Origin of the sequence: Nocardioides sp. 1609 (assembly GCF_004522105.1) — a bacterium.
Taxonomy (GTDB): domain Bacteria; phylum Actinomycetota; class Actinomycetes; order Propionibacteriales; family Nocardioidaceae; genus Nocardioides.
Window position 1 is genome coordinate 301516 of the sequence record NZ_SPUJ01000006.1, and the last position, 16613, is coordinate 318128.

Annotated in this window: 17 protein-coding genes; 3 read left to right on the plus strand and 14 right to left on the minus strand. The window is 73.9% G+C overall.

Going from position 1 to position 16613, the window contains the following annotated elements; genetic code table 11:
* Positions 1-3: 3 nt before the first annotated feature.
* Positions 4-648, plus strand: a complete 645-nt coding sequence (locus E4623_RS18350) for a hypothetical protein (RefSeq protein WP_134767999.1) — start codon at positions 4-6, stop codon at positions 646-648.
* Positions 645-1559, plus strand: a complete 915-nt coding sequence (locus E4623_RS18355) for a hypothetical protein (RefSeq protein WP_134768000.1) — start codon at positions 645-647, stop codon at positions 1557-1559. The genes E4623_RS18350 and E4623_RS18355 overlap by 4 nt, the downstream gene beginning before the upstream one ends.
* Before the next feature lie 13 nt (positions 1560-1572).
* Here the strand turns inward: E4623_RS18355 and E4623_RS18360 are convergent, their stop codons facing one another.
* Complete coding sequence (locus E4623_RS18360) at positions 1573-2310, minus strand: SDR family NAD(P)-dependent oxidoreductase (protein WP_134768001.1); 738 nt, start codon at positions 2308-2310, stop codon at positions 1573-1575.
* Between the two features lie 102 nt (positions 2311-2412).
* Here E4623_RS18360 and E4623_RS23385 point away from each other — a divergent pair, with 102 nt between their 5' ends.
* Positions 2413-3258: a LysR family transcriptional regulator gene (locus E4623_RS23385; RefSeq protein ID WP_134768002.1), complete on the plus strand. Its 846-nt coding sequence runs from the start codon at positions 2413-2415 to the stop codon at positions 3256-3258.
* A gap of 48 nt (positions 3259-3306) precedes the next feature.
* Here E4623_RS23385 and E4623_RS18370 read toward each other — a convergent pair whose 3' ends face one another.
* From E4623_RS18370 to E4623_RS18430, 13 genes are all read right to left on the minus strand, one after another.
* The gene (locus E4623_RS18370; RefSeq protein ID WP_134768003.1) at positions 3307-3804 is read right to left on the minus strand and encodes a flavin reductase family protein; all 498 of its coding nucleotides are present in this window, start codon (positions 3802-3804) and stop codon (positions 3307-3309) included.
* Positions 3801-4529, minus strand: coding sequence for an alpha/beta hydrolase (locus E4623_RS18375; RefSeq protein ID WP_134768004.1), 729 nt, complete (start codon positions 4527-4529; stop codon positions 3801-3803). The genes E4623_RS18370 and E4623_RS18375 overlap by 4 nt, the downstream gene beginning before the upstream one ends.
* A 44-nt stretch (positions 4530-4573) precedes the next feature.
* Positions 4574-5179, minus strand: coding sequence for a cysteine dioxygenase family protein (locus E4623_RS18380; RefSeq protein WP_134768005.1), 606 nt, complete (start codon positions 5177-5179; stop codon positions 4574-4576).
* Positions 5176-5790, minus strand: coding sequence for an enoyl-CoA hydratase-related protein (locus E4623_RS18385; RefSeq protein ID WP_134768006.1), 615 nt, complete (start codon positions 5788-5790; stop codon positions 5176-5178). The genes E4623_RS18380 and E4623_RS18385 overlap by 4 nt, the downstream gene beginning before the upstream one ends.
* Positions 5787-7007, minus strand: a complete 1221-nt coding sequence (locus E4623_RS18390; protein WP_209020752.1) for a CoA transferase — start codon at positions 7005-7007, stop codon at positions 5787-5789. The genes E4623_RS18385 and E4623_RS18390 overlap by 4 nt, the downstream gene beginning before the upstream one ends.
* Positions 6982-8130: an LLM class flavin-dependent oxidoreductase gene (locus tag E4623_RS18395; protein WP_134768008.1), complete on the minus strand. Its 1149-nt coding sequence runs from the start codon at positions 8128-8130 to the stop codon at positions 6982-6984. The genes E4623_RS18390 and E4623_RS18395 overlap by 26 nt, the downstream gene beginning before the upstream one ends.
* Positions 8131-8160: 30 nt before the next feature.
* On the minus strand, positions 8161-9288 hold the full coding sequence (locus E4623_RS18400; RefSeq protein WP_134768009.1) for an LLM class flavin-dependent oxidoreductase: 1128 nt from the start codon (positions 9286-9288) through the stop codon (positions 8161-8163).
* Complete coding sequence (locus E4623_RS18405) at positions 9288-10358, minus strand: oligopeptide/dipeptide ABC transporter ATP-binding protein (protein WP_134768010.1); 1071 nt, start codon at positions 10356-10358, stop codon at positions 9288-9290. Before E4623_RS18405 ends, E4623_RS18400 begins: the two co-directional genes overlap by 1 nt.
* Before the next feature lie 67 nt (positions 10359-10425).
* Positions 10426-11481, minus strand: coding sequence for an ABC transporter ATP-binding protein (locus E4623_RS18410; protein WP_134768011.1), 1056 nt, complete (start codon positions 11479-11481; stop codon positions 10426-10428).
* A complete protein-coding gene (locus E4623_RS18415; RefSeq protein ID WP_134768012.1) occupies positions 11474-12391 on the minus strand; it encodes an ABC transporter permease in 918 nt (305 codons plus the stop codon). The genes E4623_RS18410 and E4623_RS18415 overlap by 8 nt, the downstream gene beginning before the upstream one ends.
* Positions 12388-13449, minus strand: coding sequence for an ABC transporter permease (locus E4623_RS18420; RefSeq protein WP_134768013.1), 1062 nt, complete (start codon positions 13447-13449; stop codon positions 12388-12390). The genes E4623_RS18415 and E4623_RS18420 overlap by 4 nt, the downstream gene beginning before the upstream one ends.
* A 100-nt stretch (positions 13450-13549) precedes the next feature.
* Positions 13550-15115, minus strand: a complete 1566-nt coding sequence (locus E4623_RS18425) for an ABC transporter substrate-binding protein (protein WP_134768014.1) — start codon at positions 15113-15115, stop codon at positions 13550-13552.
* A gap of 50 nt (positions 15116-15165) precedes the next feature.
* Entirely contained in the window at positions 15166-16527 is a 1362-nt protein-coding gene (locus E4623_RS18430) for an LLM class flavin-dependent oxidoreductase (RefSeq protein ID WP_134768015.1), read from the minus strand.
* Between the last annotated feature and the right edge of the window lie 86 nt (positions 16528-16613).

The window sequence follows — 16613 nt, forward strand, 5'->3', positions numbered from 1 at the left end:
CAGGTGACCGGAGCGGGGGGCTGCGCGGTGTCGTTGAAGTCCGAGGTCGAGGAGTTCCTCGACTGGTACGTCAAGCTGAGGGCTGCCACCGAGGTCGACGGCGGGACCACGCCGGTCGCGGTCACCAAACGCTCCTGGGCCAACCTGTCCGACAACCTCACCCGGGTGGCAGGGTTGTTCGGCAACGCTGCGACTGCGCTCGGCGTACTCACCTCGCCCAGCGGCGTGGCGATCGCGGCCGAGCTGGCGCGCAGCCTCCAGCGCGAGACCGAGGACCTCCAACGCCGTGCCGCCACTCTCGGACTGCGCGCCGACCCGGAGCCCCCTGGCGACACCGCGACCCGGAGGCGCGTGATCGTCGACAGGATCCGGGCGATGGACGACGAGAACCCGGCGCGGACCGAGCTGGAGGAGGAGCTCGACGAGCTCGACGCGAGCGAGGCCCCTGCCGCGGTCCCGCCGACGCCGACCCTCGCTGACGCCGAGAAGAGCCTGAAGGACGCAAGCCGCACGCTCGAGACCGCGCGGACGAAGGTCGCCGGAAAGCACGGGGACGCCGCCGCCGGCTTCCTCGACGAGCTCGAGGTCGTCATCGAGATGAACCTCAGTCTGCGACGCCGCTGCGCAGAGCTGGGAAGCCCCGCGTGACCGGCGACCCCACGCCGACGGCCCCGGTCGCTGCCGCCACCGCCGCGCTGGAGGCAGCGGCCGACGCACTCAGGAACCGGGTCGACCTCGTCGGCAAGACGCTCGCCGCGATCGCGACCCTGGGCACCGGCGCCGTCGGACTCGCGAAGGTCTCGGACCTGGCGCCGCTGCGCACCGGCTCCGACTGGGCGATCGCCGTGGTCGCGATCCTGTTCCTGCTTCTCGCGGCCCACCAGGCCGTGTCCGTCGCCATCCGGCTGTTGCAGGTGGGCGACCCGATCGTCCTGGGCCCGGAGGCCGACGTCTCCGTCCTCCAACCGGTCGAGCGCGCCGACGTCGAGCGGGTCTTCGGCCTCTCGGCGGCGCGGTTCGGCTTCACCTCGCTCGCCGCGCTGCAGGAGCGCGAGCGCGGACTCCGCAAGACCGCCGCCCGCTCGGCGACCGACGACGAGCGCGCGCGGCGCACGGCGCTGGCCGACGAGATCCGGCTCGAGATCGACTACGCGGTCGCCCGCGCCCGGACGACCGTCGTACGGCGTCGCTCGACCGAGGCGGTAAGTGGGTCGCAGAGCCGAACCGCGTTCTTCCTCGTGGCAGTCGGCCTGGTCGGCTTCGCCCTCTTCTCCGACGTGGTGGCCAGCCAGGACGACACGGTCGCGACGGCCAAGGCCTGTGCCGAGGCACGCGAGGCCGGTGCTGAGGCGGCCGACCTCGACGGCACCCCGTGCTCACGACCTGCCGACGGGGACGACGCCGCGGCCAGCGAGTCCGACCGGTCGCCCGAGCAGGTCCGGATCGACCTGGCCGCCGAGCTGATGGCCGTGCTCACGACCTGTCTCGCCGAGGAGGACGCGCTCGCGGACGACTGCGCTGAGGTCCGCACCACGCTGGTCGGGCTCCTGGACGACTGACCGGTCGTGAGGTTCACCAGGGCTGGATGCCCGCGTCGTCGCGGAACGTGCCGCTCGGGCCGCCGTCGGGGAGGGTGGCGAGCTCGAGGAAGACCGCGGCGCCCTGCTCCGGCGTCCGGGTGCCCCGGTGGCCGTTGAGGTCGGTCGCGACGAAGCCCGGGCAACCGGCGTTGACCAGGATGCCGGTGCCGGCGAGCTCCTTCGCGTACTGGATCGTGATGGCGTTGAGGTACGACTTCGTGGGCGAGTACGCCGCCGAGATCGGCCCGACCGCGTCCGCCTGGGCGGTCTGCAGGGTGAGCGAGCCGACGGTGCTCGACACGTTCACGATCCGCGGCGAGGCGGCGCGGCGCAGCAGCGGGAGCAGGGCGTTGGTGACCCGGAGGACCCCGATGACGTTGGTGTCGACGACTCGGAGCACCTGGTCGGCGCTCACCTGCGACGGCTCCTGCGGCATCCCGCCGGTGATGGCGGCGTTGTTGACGAGGACGGCGAGGCCGCCCTCCGCCTCGAGCTGGGCCGCGGCGGCGGCGACGCTGGCGTCGTCGGTCACGTCGAGCGGCACCCCGAACACGTCGTGACCGTCGGCGCGGAGCTTCGCGACGGCGTCCTCACGGCGGCCGGCGTCGCGCGCGCCGACGCCGACGCGGAAGCCGCGCCGGGCCAGGCCTGCGGCGATCTCGTAGCCGATTCCCTTGTTGGCGCCGGTGACCAGCGCTGTCTGCTTGTGGTCGGTGGTGTTCTCAGTCATGCCTCGATCGTGGGTCGCGCCGCCACGGCGTTCCAACACCGATCGGGTCGGGCCCGATACCGCGGCGGTATGACGCCAGGTGAGCGGCGTAGCCTGGACGACGTGGAGACCCGCGAGCTGCGCTACTTCGTCGCCGTCGCCGAGGAGGCGCACGTGGGTCGGGCGGCCCGGCGGCTCGGCATGGCCCAGCCGCCGCTGTCGCGTGCGATCGGCCAGCTCGAACGACGCCTCGGCGCCGAGCTGTTCGTGCGGACGCCGCGGGGGGTGACCCTCACGAGCGCCGGCGAGACGCTGCTGCACGAGGGGCGGGCCGCGCTCGCCGCGGTCGAGGCCGCCGAGCGACGCACCCGTCGCGCGGTGGCCGCGGGGGGCCGGGCGACGGTGGTGCTCACCGCCAAGGCGGGGGCGTCGGGCGACCTGATGGCCAAGCTGCTCGACGTCTACGCCGCCGAGCCCGACGCGGTCGACGTCGAGGTCGTGCTCAGCCCGCCCGGGCACCAGGCGCCGATGCTGCGCGACGGACGCGCCGACGTCGCGATCCTGCACCGGCCCTTCGACGACACGAGCGGCTTCGACGCCGACGAGCTCGGCGTCGAGGACCAGGTGCTGGTCCTGCCGAGCGGCCACCCGTCGAGCACCCGGACGTCGATGACCGTGGCCGAGGCGAGCTCGATCCCCGACCTGCCGCTGCCGCGCTGGCCGCACCTCGACGGGACCTACCCCGACGGACCCGGCCCGGAGCTGCGCGACCTGACGCAGGTGCTGCAGCTGGTCCGGCTCGGCCGCGCGGCGATCCTGCTGCCCGAGGTGGTCCGCGCCGACCTGCGCGACGGGCTGGCCGTCGTCCCGCTCTCCGACGCACCCCGGGTGACGACCGTCATCGCCTGGCCGTCGCACAGCACGTCGGCCGGGGTGGCCGGCCTGGTGCGCACCGCTGCCCGCCTGTGAGGAGCCGGGCCCGGTCGGTGCGGCGAGGGCGGGTCGGCGGACCGGCGGTCAGGCCAGGGTGCCGAACGCGCTGCGGTGGAAGACCAACGGGCTGCCGACCCCCTCGGCCTGGTGGACGGCGTGCAGCCGCAGCAGGACGAGCACGTGGTCGCCGGCCTCGACCTCCTGGTGGATCGTGCAGTCGAAGCTCGCCAGGCCGTCGTCGAGGGTGACCGCGCCGTCGGGGCTGGTGGTGTAGGAGAGGTCGTCGAAGCGGCGTTCGACCGGACCGGCCAGCGCGCGGCACACGTCCTCGTGGTGACCGGCGAGCACGGTCACGCCGAGGTGCGAGGAGCGACGCAGGTCGGGCCAGGTCTTCGAGGTGTTGGCCAGGTTGACCGAGACCAGGGGCGGGTCGAGGCTGACCGACGCGAACGAGCTCGCGGCCAGCCCGACGGGACGACCGTCCACCTCGGCCGCGATCGCGACGACACCGCTCGGGAACGTGCCGAAGGCGTCGCGCAGGCGGCGCGGGTCGAGGTCCTGGTTGGTGGTGAGCACGGTCATGCGGGTCCGTCCACGGCGCCGCTGGCCGGGACCAGGACGGCGGGCAGCTCGGGCCCGAGCTTGAGCGACTCGAGGAAGAGCACGATCGTCGCGGCCACCGAGCGGTGCGAGACGTCGTTCAGGACGTCGTGCCGCCCGCCCTGGACCAGCCAGGTGCGCGCGCCCGGCGCCCCGACGTACGGCGCCACGGCCTCGGCCGCCGGGCTGACGGCGTCCGCCGCGCCGTGGACCACCAGGACCGGCTTGGCGGGCGCCGTCACCTCCAGCGACGACCACGGCAGCGGGCGGCCGAGCGCGGCCCGCTCGAAGCCGGCGTCGCCCTCGATCACCGAGCGGTGCACCGGACACGCGGACCGGGCGTCGAGCTCGTCGTCCCAGGTGGCCCCGGGGGCGGGGGCCGCCCCGGGCAGCGCGAGCCCGGCGAGCACGGCGGCGTCGGCGTCGACCTCGCCCACGATCGTCGCGGCCAGGGTGGCGCCGCTGTCGGTGCCGACGAGCACCTTCGGTGCCGGCAGCGACTCGTCGGCGAGGAGCTTCTCGACCTGCTCCCGCGCGGCGGCGAGGTCGTCGAGGTCGACGGGTACCAGGCGCACCCGGTAGGCGTCGGCGGCGAGCCGCGTGCCGAAGCGCTGGTAGGACGCGCCGGTCTCGCCGCGGCCGGGCAGCACGATCAGGGTGCCGCGCGCGGTGGCGCCGGCGGGCTCGTCCCAGGTGGTGACGGTCATGTTCGGGTCTCCTGTGGATCGGTGGGTTCGGGGGAGGGAGCGGGTCAGCCGGCCCAGCGGGACGTGAACCAGTGCACGGCGCCGGTTGCGGGGTCGTAGCTGCGGCGCGGGAGGGTGCCGATGTCGGCGCCGTAGACGTGGATGCCGACGACCGGCTGGTCGCCGCCGCACCGCACCTGGTGAACGTCGTCGTCGGTCGTGCAGCAGACCGTGACCTGGCCGGCGCCCCACTCGTCGGTGCCCTCCAGCACCAGCGGGACGCCGGGCTGCGCCGGCTTCTCGAAGCGGGTCTCGACCTCGACGCCGGAGTAGATGCCGACCACGCCCCAGGTCTCGTGGCCGTGCACGGGCGTGCCCTGGCCGACGTCCCAGACCGCGCTGGCGATCGAGAAGCTGCCGTCGGGGGCGACGTGCAGCGGGTACATCACGTAGCGCTCCGGATCGGGGCGCACCTGCTCGGCCGGCAGCTCGAACCCGGCGGCGAGCGCCGCCTCGAGCTCGTCGCGGACGGCGGCGGTCAGTGCCTGCTCGTCGAGGCCCCGGGCGACCAGCCCCTCGACGGCCCGGGCGAGGGCGGCCACGGCGGGGACGTCGCTGGTGACGGGCACGACCGGCTCCTGGGCCGGCGGCTGCTGGATCTGCTGGGTCATGCGTGCTCCTTCGGGAGGGTGCGGTCGGCGTGGGCGGCAATGCGGTCGCGCAGGCCGGGGACGGACACCGAGCGGGCCAGCGCGGCGAGGTCGGCGTCGGAGTCGTGCGAGGGCCGGGGCGAGAACGGCGTCCCGAGCGCGTCGGTGAGGTCGGCCGGCACGCCGGTGCTGAGGACGGCGCCGAGCTCGGCGCGGCGCACGGTGCCGAGCGCGACACCGAACGCCGAGCCGGGGAAGCGCAGGGTCACGTCGGGGGCCACGAGGCGGTGGTCGCACGCGAGCACCAGGTCGGCGCCGGCCCCGACGGCGGCGCCCTCGGCGACCGCCACCGTGACGTACGGCGCGGCGAGCAGCCGCTCGAGCAGGACGCCGACCCGCAGGAACCGCAGCGCGAGCGTCGCGTCGGTCTCCCGCTCGAGCCCGCCGAGGTCGAAGCCGGCCGCGAAGTGCCGGGCGTTGCCGCGGAGCACCAGCGCCTGGGGCGCGGCCTGCTCGGCGTCGTCGAGCGTCGCGTGCAGCGCCTCGACCAGGTCGGCCGAGAGCGCGTTGGCGCGCTCGGGCCGGTCGAGGACGACGGTCCAGACGTCGCCGCGGGTCACCCGGAGCGTCATGGCGCCACCTGCTCGTCGATCCACGGTGCGAGCCACTCGTCGTGCACCTCGGGGTTCCCGCCGAGCGCGGGCGCGCCCCGGTCCAGCCGGGCGGTCTGGCCGGAGATCCGGACGGGGTAGACGACCGTGGGCACCTCGCCGGCCACCGGCACCTCGAGCCGGGCGACCAGCCCGGTCGCCTCGACGTGCGGGTCGGCGAGCACCTCGCCGAAGGTGTTGACCGGCCCGCACGGGACGCCGCGCAGGCGGAGCTCGCTCAGCCAGTGGTCGCGCTTCTCGGTCGCGAGCTGCTCGCCCAGCAGGGCCGCCAGCTCGCCCTGGTGCGCGACGCGGTCGGCCTGGGTGAGGAAGCGCGGATCCTCGACCAGGTGCGGGAGGCCGACCACGTCGGCCACGGCGGCCCACAGCCGGTCGTTGCCGGCGGCGATCGTCAGGTCGCCGTCGGCGGCCGCGAAGCCCTGGTACGGCGCGTTGCGCGGGTGCGCCGTCCCGAGCCGGGCCGGCTCGCGGCCGGAGCCCCAGTACTCGCTGGTCTGCAGGGCCGAGACGCCGATCAGGCAGTCGAGCATCGGCACGTCGAGGCGCACCGAGGTGCCGCTGTCGCGGACCTGCGGCAGCACCGCGGCGATCGTGTAGGCGGCGTACAGGCCGGCGGTGAAGTCGCCGACCGGCACGCCGGACTTCACCGGGCCGCGGTCGGGCTCGCCGGTGACGCTCATCAGCCCCGCCATCCCCTGCACCACCACGTCGTAGGCGCCGTCGTTGACGTAGGGGCTGGTCAGGCCGTAGCCGGAGATCGAGGCGTAGACGAGGCCGCGGTGACCGGCGGACACCTCGTCGTAGCCGAGGCCGAGCCGGTCGAGCACGCCCGGCCGGTAGTTCTCCACGACCACGTCGGCGCCGGCCACCAGCTCCCGCACCGCGGCGAGCCGGGCGGGGTCCTTGAGGTCGGCGACGACGCTGCGCTTGTTGCGGTTGACCGAGGCGAAGTTGTGGCTGAAGGACGCGCCCTCGTCGTCGCGGGCGAACGGCGGCCACGCGCGCATCTGGTCGCCGGTCGGCGGCTCGACCTTGACGACGTCGGCGCCGAGGTCGGCGAGCAGCATCCCGGCGAACGGGCCGGCCGCGACGTGCGCGAGCTCGACGACCCGGACGCCGGCCAGCGGGCGTCCCGCCGGGGCGACCGGGGTTTCAGGAGGCACGAGCGGTCCCGGCACGGTGGGCCAGCTCCTGGCGGACCAGCGGCAGCAGGTCGCGGCCGTAGTCGATGGCGTCCTGGAGCGGGTCGTACCCGCGGATGAGGACGGCGTTCACGCCGATCTCGACGTAGTCGAGGATGGCGGCCGCGACCGTCTCCGGCGAGCCGACCAGCGCGGTGGAGTTGCCGCCGCCGCCGACGGCCTTCGCGGTCGGCGTCCACAGGCAGCGGTCGTGCAGCTCGCCCTTCTCGGCCACCGACAGCAGCCGCTGCGACCCGGCGTTCTGGGGGCCCTGGTCCTGGGGGTGCAGGCGGTGCACCTTCTCCTTGAACTGCGCGCCGACGGCGCCGTTGATGGTGTCGAGGATGCCGTGCGCGCGCTCCCAGGCGAGCTCGTCGGTGGCGCCGAGGATCGGGCGGAACGACACCGAGACCCGCGGCCGGGTGGCCCGGCCGATCTCCCGGCTGCGCTGCTCGACGGTCGCGATCTGCTCGCCGGTCTCCGCGAGCGGCTCGCCCCAGAGCATGTAGGTGTCGGCGTGCTTCGCGCCCACGGGGTACGCCGCCGCCGAGCTGCCGCCGAAGAAGAGCTCGAGGTGGCGGTCCTCGTAGGGGTGCACCTGGGGGGCGAAGCCCTCGAACCGGTAGTAGCGGCCGTCGAAGTCGCGGGGACCCTGGGTGTCCCACGAGTCGCGCAGCACCTGGAGGTACTCGTCGGTGCGGGCGTAACGCTCGTCGTGCGGCAGGTAGTCGCCCTCGCGGCGCTGCTCGGTGTCGTTGCCGCCGGTCACGATGTTGAGCGCGACCCGGCCCTTGCTGAAGTGGTCGAGCGTGCTGAAGGTCCGCGACGCCAGCGTCGGGTGGACGACGCCCGGCCGGTGCGCGATGAGCATCCCGAGCCGCTCGGTCCGGGAGGCGGCGAACGCGGCGACCTGGGTGGTCTCCGCCCAGCCCGAGCCGTAGCCGATCAGGACGCGGTCGAACCCGCCCTCCTCGTGGGCCTGGGCGAACCGCGCGGTGTGGTCGGGGTCGACCACCGGGCCGCTGGCCGGGCGGATCTCGGAGGCGTCCGAGGTCCCGATCATGCCGAGCAGCTCGACGTCGTCGTAGCGGGCGGTGCTCGTGCTGGGGGTGGCGCTCATGGGGGTGTCTTCTCTCGGGTCGGGGGTGGGTCAGCCGGCCAGCGCGGGCGCACGGTCGGCGGCGCCGGCGCGCACCAGGTCGATGACGCCGGCGTACGACGCCGCGTCGGCGAGCGGGTCGAACCCGCGGATCAGCAGGGTGGTGACGCCGAGGCTGACGTAGTCGAGCAGCGCGTCGGCGACCTGCTCGTGGGTCCCCACGAGGGCGGTGGAGTTGCCGGTGGCGCCGGTGACCTTGGCCAGCGCGGTCCACAGGCGGGTGTCGTGGACGTCGCCCTTGTCGGCCGCGGCGAGCAGCCGCTGGGACCCGACGGCGTTCCTGCCGTCGAGGCCGAAGGTGCGCCGCGTGGTGCCCCAGCGCTCCTGGGTGGCGGCGAGGATCGCGTCGGCGCGGGCCCAGGCCTCGGCCTCGGTGTCGGCGACGATCGGGCGCAGGCTGACGCTGAAGCGCGGGTCGCGGCCGTACGGCGCCGCGGCGGCCCGCACCTGGGTGATCCGCTCGCGGATGCCGTCGAGCGGCTCGCCCCAGAAGGCGTAGGCGTCGGCGTGCTTGCCGCCCACCCGGATGGCGTCGTCGGACGCGCCGCCGAAGTAGACCGGGATGCCGCCGGGTGCGGGTCGCACCGCCGACCAGGCGCCCTCGACCCGGTAGAACTCGCCCTCGTGGTCGAAGGGCTCCTCGGCCTCCCACTCGCGCCGCAGCACGGTCAGGAAGTCGTCGGTGCGGCGGTAGCGGGTCACCTTGTCGGAGAAGTCGCCGTCACGCGCCTGGTCGACGTCGTCGCCGCCGGTGATGACGTGCATCGCCACCCGGCCCGGGAAGTAGGCGTCGAGCGTCGCGTAGGCACGCGCGGTCAGGGTCGGCGCGAGGAAGCCCGGCCGGTGGGCGAGGAGCACGCCCAGCCGGCTGGTCGACTGCAGCACGTGCGAGGCCACCAGGAACCCGTCGGGCGTCGCGGACGAGTGCGCGACGAGCACCCGGTCGAACCCCGCCGTCTCGTGGGCCCGGGCCAACCGGGCGGCGTACGCCGGGTTGACGGTCGGACCGACGGGGACGCCGGACTCGGTCTGGGCGGAGATGCCGTCGACGCGGTTCTGCTCGCTCGCGCTGCTGCTGGTCTCCTGCGTGGCGGTGATGCCGATGAACTCGATGCCCATCAGGACTCCTCGGTGTCGGGGCGGTGGTCGGTGGTGAGCTGCGCGCGCCACTCGCCGGCCACGTGACAGGCGGCCTCGCGGTCGCCGGCGAGCGGGAGCGAGGGGGGCTGCTCGACGCACGCGTCGTGGGCGAAGCGGCACCGGGCGGCGAACACGCAGGCGCCGTGCACCGGCCAGTCCCGCGCGCCCGGCTCGGGCCGCAGCTGGTCGGGCCGGAGCCGGTCGACCTGCGTGACGCTGGGTGCCGAGGCGGTGAGCAGGCCGGTGTAGGGGTGGGCCGGCCGCTCGAGCACGGCCTGGATCGGCCCCTGCTCGACGACGCGGCTCCGGTAGAACACCGCGACCCGGTCGGCGATGCCGGCCAGCGAGCTCAGGTCGTGGGCGATGATCACGACCGCGAGCCCGAGCTCGGTGCGGAGCCGGTCGAGCAGGCTCAGCACGAGGTTGCGGTTCGACACGTCGAGCGCGGAGACGGGCTCGTCGCAGAACAGCAGCTGCGGGCGGGTCGAGATGGCGCGCGCCAGCGAGATCCGCTGGCGCTGCCCGCCGGAGAGCTCGCGCGGACGGCGTCCGAGCATTGTCTCCGGGTCGAGGCCGACCAGGCGCAGCGAGTCCGCGACGCGCTCGTGCCGCTCGCTGCGGGGCAGGGTGCCGGCGACGTCGAGCGGCTCGCGGACCAGCTCGGCGACCGTCAGGTCGGGATCGAGGGAGCGCAGCGGGTCCTGGAAGACCAGCTGCACCTGACCGGAGCGACGGAAGTCGCGCAGCGCCCGGCCCCGGAGGGCACCCATGTCCTGGCCGGCGAACTCGATGCGCCCGGCGGCCGGGCGGACCAGGCCGACCGTGGCGCGGGCCAGCGTCGTCTTGCCGGAGCCGGTCTCGCCCACGATGCCGACGATCTCGCCGGGCCGCACGTCGAGGCTCGCGTCGGTCAGCGCGGCGCCGGTGCCGAGCCCGACCCCCTTCTTGGGCGGGGCGTAGGAGACCGACAGGCCGGTGACCCGGAGCAGCGGGGCCACCCGGGCCGGCCCCTTCTCGAGGGCGACGGCGCGCTCCTGCGTGGCGGTCATGCGGGGTCCCCGCCGAGCTGTGCCGCACGGGGGCGGAGCGGACCTCGCGCGGAGGGCGGTGGGGTGCTCATGTGGTTGCTCCCTCGAGCTCGGTGGCGTGTTCGATCTCCTGGGCGGTCGCCGTCGCCGGCCCGTCGAGGACGTCGTCGACCCGGACGCAGCGGGCGGCGCGGCCCGCGCCCAGGTCGGCGAGCGGGACCGGACCGGACACGCACGCCTCGGTCGCCCAGCGGCAGCGCGGGGCGAACCGGCAGCCGGGCATCTCCTCGCCGGCGGCGGGTGGCTGGCCGGGGATGACCTCGAGCGCGCGTCGCTCCCAGGTCCCGATCGTCGCGACGCCCATCAGCGCCTGCGTGTAGGGGTGCTTCGGTCGCGCGAGCACCTCCTCGGTGGTGCCGCTCTCGACCACCTGGCCGCCGTACATCACCAGGATGCGCTGGCAGGTCTCGGCCACGACGGCGAGGTCGTGGGTGACCAGCAGCAGCGACAGGCCGTGGGTCTCGCGGAGCCGGCGCAGCAGGGCGAGGATCTCGGCCTGGATGACGACGTCGAGCGCGGTCGTCGCCTCGTCGGCGATGAGCAGCTCCGGCTCGCACGAGATCGCGATCGCGATGAGCACCCGCTGCTGCATGCCGCCGGAGAGCTGGTGGGGGTACTGGTGGAAGACCGACGCCGGGTCGTGCAGCCCGACCTCGGCGAAGAGCTCGACCGCGCGGGCGCGGGCCGCGCCCCTGGCGAGCCCGCCCTTGACGCGCAGCTGCTCGGCGAGCTGGTGCCCCACCGTCAGCGAGGGGTTGAGGTAGGACGCGGAGTCCTGGAACACCGCGCCGAGGCGGGTGCCGCGGACCTGGTTCCAGGTGGCCCGCGCGGCGCCGGTGAGCTCGACGGCCTCGCGGTCCTCGCCGCCCCCGAGCACGATGCGCCCGTGGTCGACCTCGCCGGTGGCGGGCAGCAGCCCGAGGACGGCGCGACAGGTGAGCGTCTTGCCGCTGCCGGACTCGCCGACCAGGCCGACGGACTCGCCGCGACCGATCGCGAACGACACGTCGTGGACGGCGACCAGGTGGTCGCCGACGGAGACCTGGAGGTCGCTGACCTCGAGGACGGGGCGGGACTCAGGCATCGGCGTTCTCCTTCCGGGCGTTCACGGGCGCGGCCGCGGACGGGCCGGCGGACGGGCTGGCGGACGGGCTCCGGCGCTTGCGCCGGCGGCGCGGTGCGTCGCCGGTCGCCTCGCGGACGGCGTCGGCGAGCAGGTTGAGCGAGCCGACGGTCGCCATCATCAGCAGCCCCGGGTAGACCGGCGCCCACGGCTGCTGGGCGAGGTAGTCGAGGTCGGAGGCGAGCATCCCGCCCCAGGTCGGCGCCGGCGGCGAGACGCCGAGGCCGAGGAACGACAGCGAGGCGACGACGAGCAGCGCGGCCCCGGTGGCCTGGGCCGCGGTGACCGCGACGTTCGGGAGCACCTTGCTCCAGATGTGCTTGCGCAGGGTCCACCACTGCGAGGCGCCCATCAGCTCGGCCGCCTCGACGTACTGCTGCCGGCGCAGGCCGAGCGCGACGGCGCGGGTGACCCGGAAGAAGATCGGGCTGATCAGCACGCCGATCGCGAACATCGCCTGCTGCAGCCCGTTGCCGAGGGTGCCGGCGACGGCGATGGCGAAGACCGTGAACGGCAGGATCACCAGGGTGTCGCTGACCCGGAGGGTCAGCCACTCGAGCCGCGGCCCCAGCCAGGCCGAGGCCAGGCCGGTCGGGATCCCGAGGGCGCCGCCGATCAGCACCGCCTCGGCCGCACCCACGACCGACAGTCGCGTGCCGGTCATCAGCCGGCTGAGCACGTCGCGGCCGACGTAGTCGGTGCCGAGGAGGTGGTCGGCGCTCGGCCCCTCGAGCACCCGGTCGGTGTACTGGCGCAGCGGGTCGTGCGGGGCGAGCGCCTCGCCGAAGAGGGCGAGCAGTGCGACGGCGGCGAGCACCACGAGGGCGAACCGGGCGGTCGGGACGGCCCAGAGGTTGCGGAGCGTGGTCATCGGTGGGCCCCCTCGCGCCGCGCGACGGGATTGAGGGCGGTCTGGAGGACGTTGACGACCAGGCTGGCCAGGACCACGACGACGGCGGTGGTGAGCAGCGTCCCGAGGACGACGGGCACGTCGCCGCGCTCGGCCGACTGCAGCGCGAGCTGGGCCACCCCGGGCAGGCCGAAGAGCTTCTCGGTGATCACCGCGCCGCCGACGATCAGCGGGATGGCGAGGCCGATCACCGCGAGCGTCGGTCCGGCGGCGTTGCGCAGCACGTGGCCGAAGAGCACGCGGGAGCGGCCGTAGCCGCGCATCTCCGCCCCGACCGCGTAGTTCTCGCGGAGCGAGGCCACCATCGACGTGCGCAGCTGGCGGGCGATCGAGGCCGCCACGTCGAGCGACAGGGCCAGCGACGGCAGGATCGCGAACCGCAGCCACTCGAGGGGGTCCTGCTCGATCGGCACGTAGCCGCCGGACGGCAGCACCTGCAGCTTCACCGAGAAGACCACGATCAGCGCCATGCCGATCACGAACGGCGGCAGGGTGGCCAGCACCGAGCAGACCAGCGTGACGAGGCGGTCGAAGAACCCGCCGTTGCTGAGCGCCGCGCCGATGCCGGCACTGCCGCCGACCAGGATCGCGAGCAGCAGCGCGAGGGCCGCGATCGACAGGTCGACCGGCAGCGCCTGCTTGATGCTGTCGGTGACCGGGATCGTGGTGAACCACGACCGGCCGAGGTCGCCCTGGACGGCGTGGCCGACCCAGGAGAGGTACTGCACGACGAGCGGTCGGTCGAGGCCGAACTCCGCGTCGAGCCGGTCGATGTCGGCCTGGGTCGCGGTCTCCCCCAGCGCGGCGGCGGCGGGGTTGCTGTCGCTGACCGCGCCCAGGGCGAACGTGACGACCGAGGCCAGCAGCAGCACGGTCACCGTGATGACCAGGGTGCTGACCAGCGACCGGAGCAGCGGGACGGCGCGTCGGCGGCGCGGGGTCGCGGCGGCGTCCGGCGCCGGGACGGGGGGCGCAGCGGCGACCTCCGGCTCGGTCTCGGGGGCGACGGCGAGGCTCACGCGGGCCCCTCAGACGTCGGTGGGGTGCTCATACCGGGGTCCCCGACGAGTTGTGCTCCGCGTGAGCGCAGCGAACCCCCCGCAGAAGTCGGTGGGGTGCTCATGCCGTCACGCCCTCGAAGCGTCGCAGGCTCGGCAGGTCGGGCAGCTCCGAGACGCCCTTGCGGGCGATCGCGGACGGCATCAGCTGCAGGAACACGTTGGGGAACGACGTCACCGCGATCTTGGTCGCCTCCTGGAGGAGCGCGGGGTAGTCGGGCGAGTCCGTCGGGGTCTTCTTGACCTTCTCCAGCTGGGCCTCGAGCTCGGGGCTGGTCTTGCGGCCGGGGTTCATCAGGCCCTCGGCGCCGAACAGCACCTGGAAGGCCTGGACGGGCGACTCGCGGCCGGCGAACCCGTCGTACGTCAGGGCCTTGGAGTGCTCGAGGTAGACCAGCTGGGTGTGCTGGGTCGGCGGGATCGACTCGATCTCGAGCTCGATGCCGATCTCCTTGAGCTGGGCCTGGATGAGCTCGACGGCGGGGTCGGACTGGCCGCTGCTGGTGAAGGTGCCCTTGACCGGCGCGGTGTAGCCGGCGTCGGCGAGCAGCTGCCGAGCCTTCTCGGGGTCGTAGGCGTAGAGGTCCTCGAGCTCGGCGTTGTAGCCGACGTAGCCCGGCGGGAACGGCTGGTAGTTGACGTCGCCGAGGCCGAAGAACGCGACCTCCCGGACCTTCTCGCGGTCGATGCCGAACTTCATCGCCTCGACCACGGCCGGGTCGTCGAACGGCGCCATGGTGGCGTTGACGTCGAGGACGCTGATGTACATCGTGTCGATGACCTGCACGTCGAGCCCGGCGTCCTTGGCCTGCTGGACCTGCGCGCCGCCGAGCCGGCCGACGTTGAACTGGCCCGAGCGCACCGACGCGACGGCGGTGGACGGGTCCTGCTGCGGGTAGAGGTCGAAGTTCTCGACCTTGATCTCGTCGGCGAGGTGGAAGCGCGGGTTCTTCTTCATGCTCGCGTGGTCGTTCTGCACGTACGAGGTGACCGTGAAGGGTCCGGAGCCGGCCGGCTGGGTGGCCAGGGCGGCGGCGTCCTTCTCGAAGGCGGCGGGGTTGACGACCATGCCGGTCTTGCCCGCGAACAGCAGCGGGTACTGGTAGTCGACCTCGGAGAGCTCGACCAGCACCTCGAGGTCGCTGGAGGCCGAGACCTTCTTGATCGTCGCCATCTGCGGGGCGATGAGCGAGCCGTCCTGGGTGCGGCCCCGCTCGATCGAGGCGGCCACCGCCGCGGCGTCGATCGGCTTGCCGTCGCTGAACGTCAGGCCGGGGCGCAGGGTGAAGGTGACGCTGGTGCCGGCCTCGTCGTAGGCCCAGGACTCGGCGAGCCACGGGACGGCGTTGCCCTGCTCGTCGAGGGCGGTGAGCGGGTCGTAGGCGAGCGCGAGCATCTGCACGTCGGACCCGGCCGAGGAGGTGACCGGGTCCCAGGTGGTCGGGAGCTGCCAGGCCCACTTGATGGTCTTGGTGCCGCCGGAGCCGCTGTCGGCGGTCGAGGCGCCGCCGCAGGCCTCCAGGCTGAGCACGATGCCCGCGGCCAGGCCGAGGCCGAGGAATCCGCGGCGGGACTGCCGCGGGTTGGGCAGGTTGAGGCGAGGGGGGCTGGTGCGGGCGCGCGTCATGGTGAGGCGTCTGCCTTTCGTCGGGAGAAGAGGGGCGTGGGCCGGTGGCGTCAGCGGGCTGACGCCGAGCCGGCCGCGCGGGCGGCGGTGTGGCGGTTGACGGGCACGGGCAACCCGAGGTGCCCGCGCAGGTGGGTGGAGTCGTACTCGGCGCGGAAGACCCCGCGCTCCTGCAGCAGCGGAACGACGTCGTCGACGATCCGCCGGAAGTTGGCCGGGTGGTCCAGCCCGATGTTGAAGCCGTCGCAGGCCCGGGCCTCCCACCACTCGACGAGCTTGTCGGCGACCGTGGCGGGCGAGCCGACGAACTCGCTCTTGCGGAAGCCGCGCGTGGCCTCCACGGCCTGGCGCAGCGTCCAGCCGTTGTCCTGGGCGCGCTGGGTGACCGCCTTGGCCTGGGTGAAGAAGGAGCGCTCGCCGTGCACGAGCGTCTCGGCCGGGAACGGCGCGTCCAGGTCGTACTGGGTGAAGTCGTGCCAGCCGAACGGTCGGCCGAACTCGCGCAGCGCGGCGTCGAAGGTGTGGTCGCGGTCGTTGTTGAACGCCTCGATCTCGCGGGCGTCCTCGTCGGTGTCACCGACCACGACCTTGATGCCGGGCATCACCACGACGTGGTCGGGGTTGCGGCCGAACCGGTCGCGGGCGCGGGTCTTGACGTCCTCGTAGAACGCCTGACCGGTGGGGATGTCGGGGGCGAAGGTGAAGATGCCCTCCCCCACGCTGGCACCGAGGTCGCGGCCCTGGTCGGAGTCGCCGGCCTGGAAGATCACCGGGTGGCCCTGGGCCGAGCGCTCCAGGTTGAGCGGTCCCCGGACCTTGAAGTAGGTGCCGTCGTGGTCGAGCACGTGCTGCTTGTCCGGGTCGAGGAACCGGCCGGTCTCGCGGTCGCGCGGGAACGCGTCGTCCTCGTAGGAGTCCCAGAGGGCGCGGGCCAGGCCGACGAACTCCTGGGCGCGGCCGTAGCGGGTGTCGTAGTCGAAGTGCTCGTCGAGGCCGTAGTTGCCCGCGGTGCCGGCGTCGCCGGTGGTGACGACGTTCCAGCCCGCGCGGCCCCCGCTGATCAGGTCGAGCGAGCCGAGGCGGCGCACCAGGTTGAACGGGCTGTTGAAGCTCGTCGTCGCGGTGCCGACCAGGCCGATCCGCTCGGTTCGCATGGCGAGCGCGCTCAGCAGCGTGAGCGGCTCGAGCCGGTTGAGGTAGTGCGGAGGGGAGAACGGGGTGATGAACTGGCTGTCGACCACGAAGATCAGGTCGAACCTGCCGCGCTCGGCGAGCCGGGCCATCTCGACGAACCACTCGACGTTGACGCTCGCGTCGGTGGGGATCTCGGGGTCGAGCCACAACGTGTGGCTTCCCGGGCCACCGGTGCCGTAGGGCACGGCTCCCAGGTGCATCTGCCTCGGCGCGGACATCCAGATCCTCTCTCCATCAACTATTTCTCTATCAATCTAGTTGTCTTAGAGAGAACACTCCAACGAGAGTCCGTGATGCATGTCAT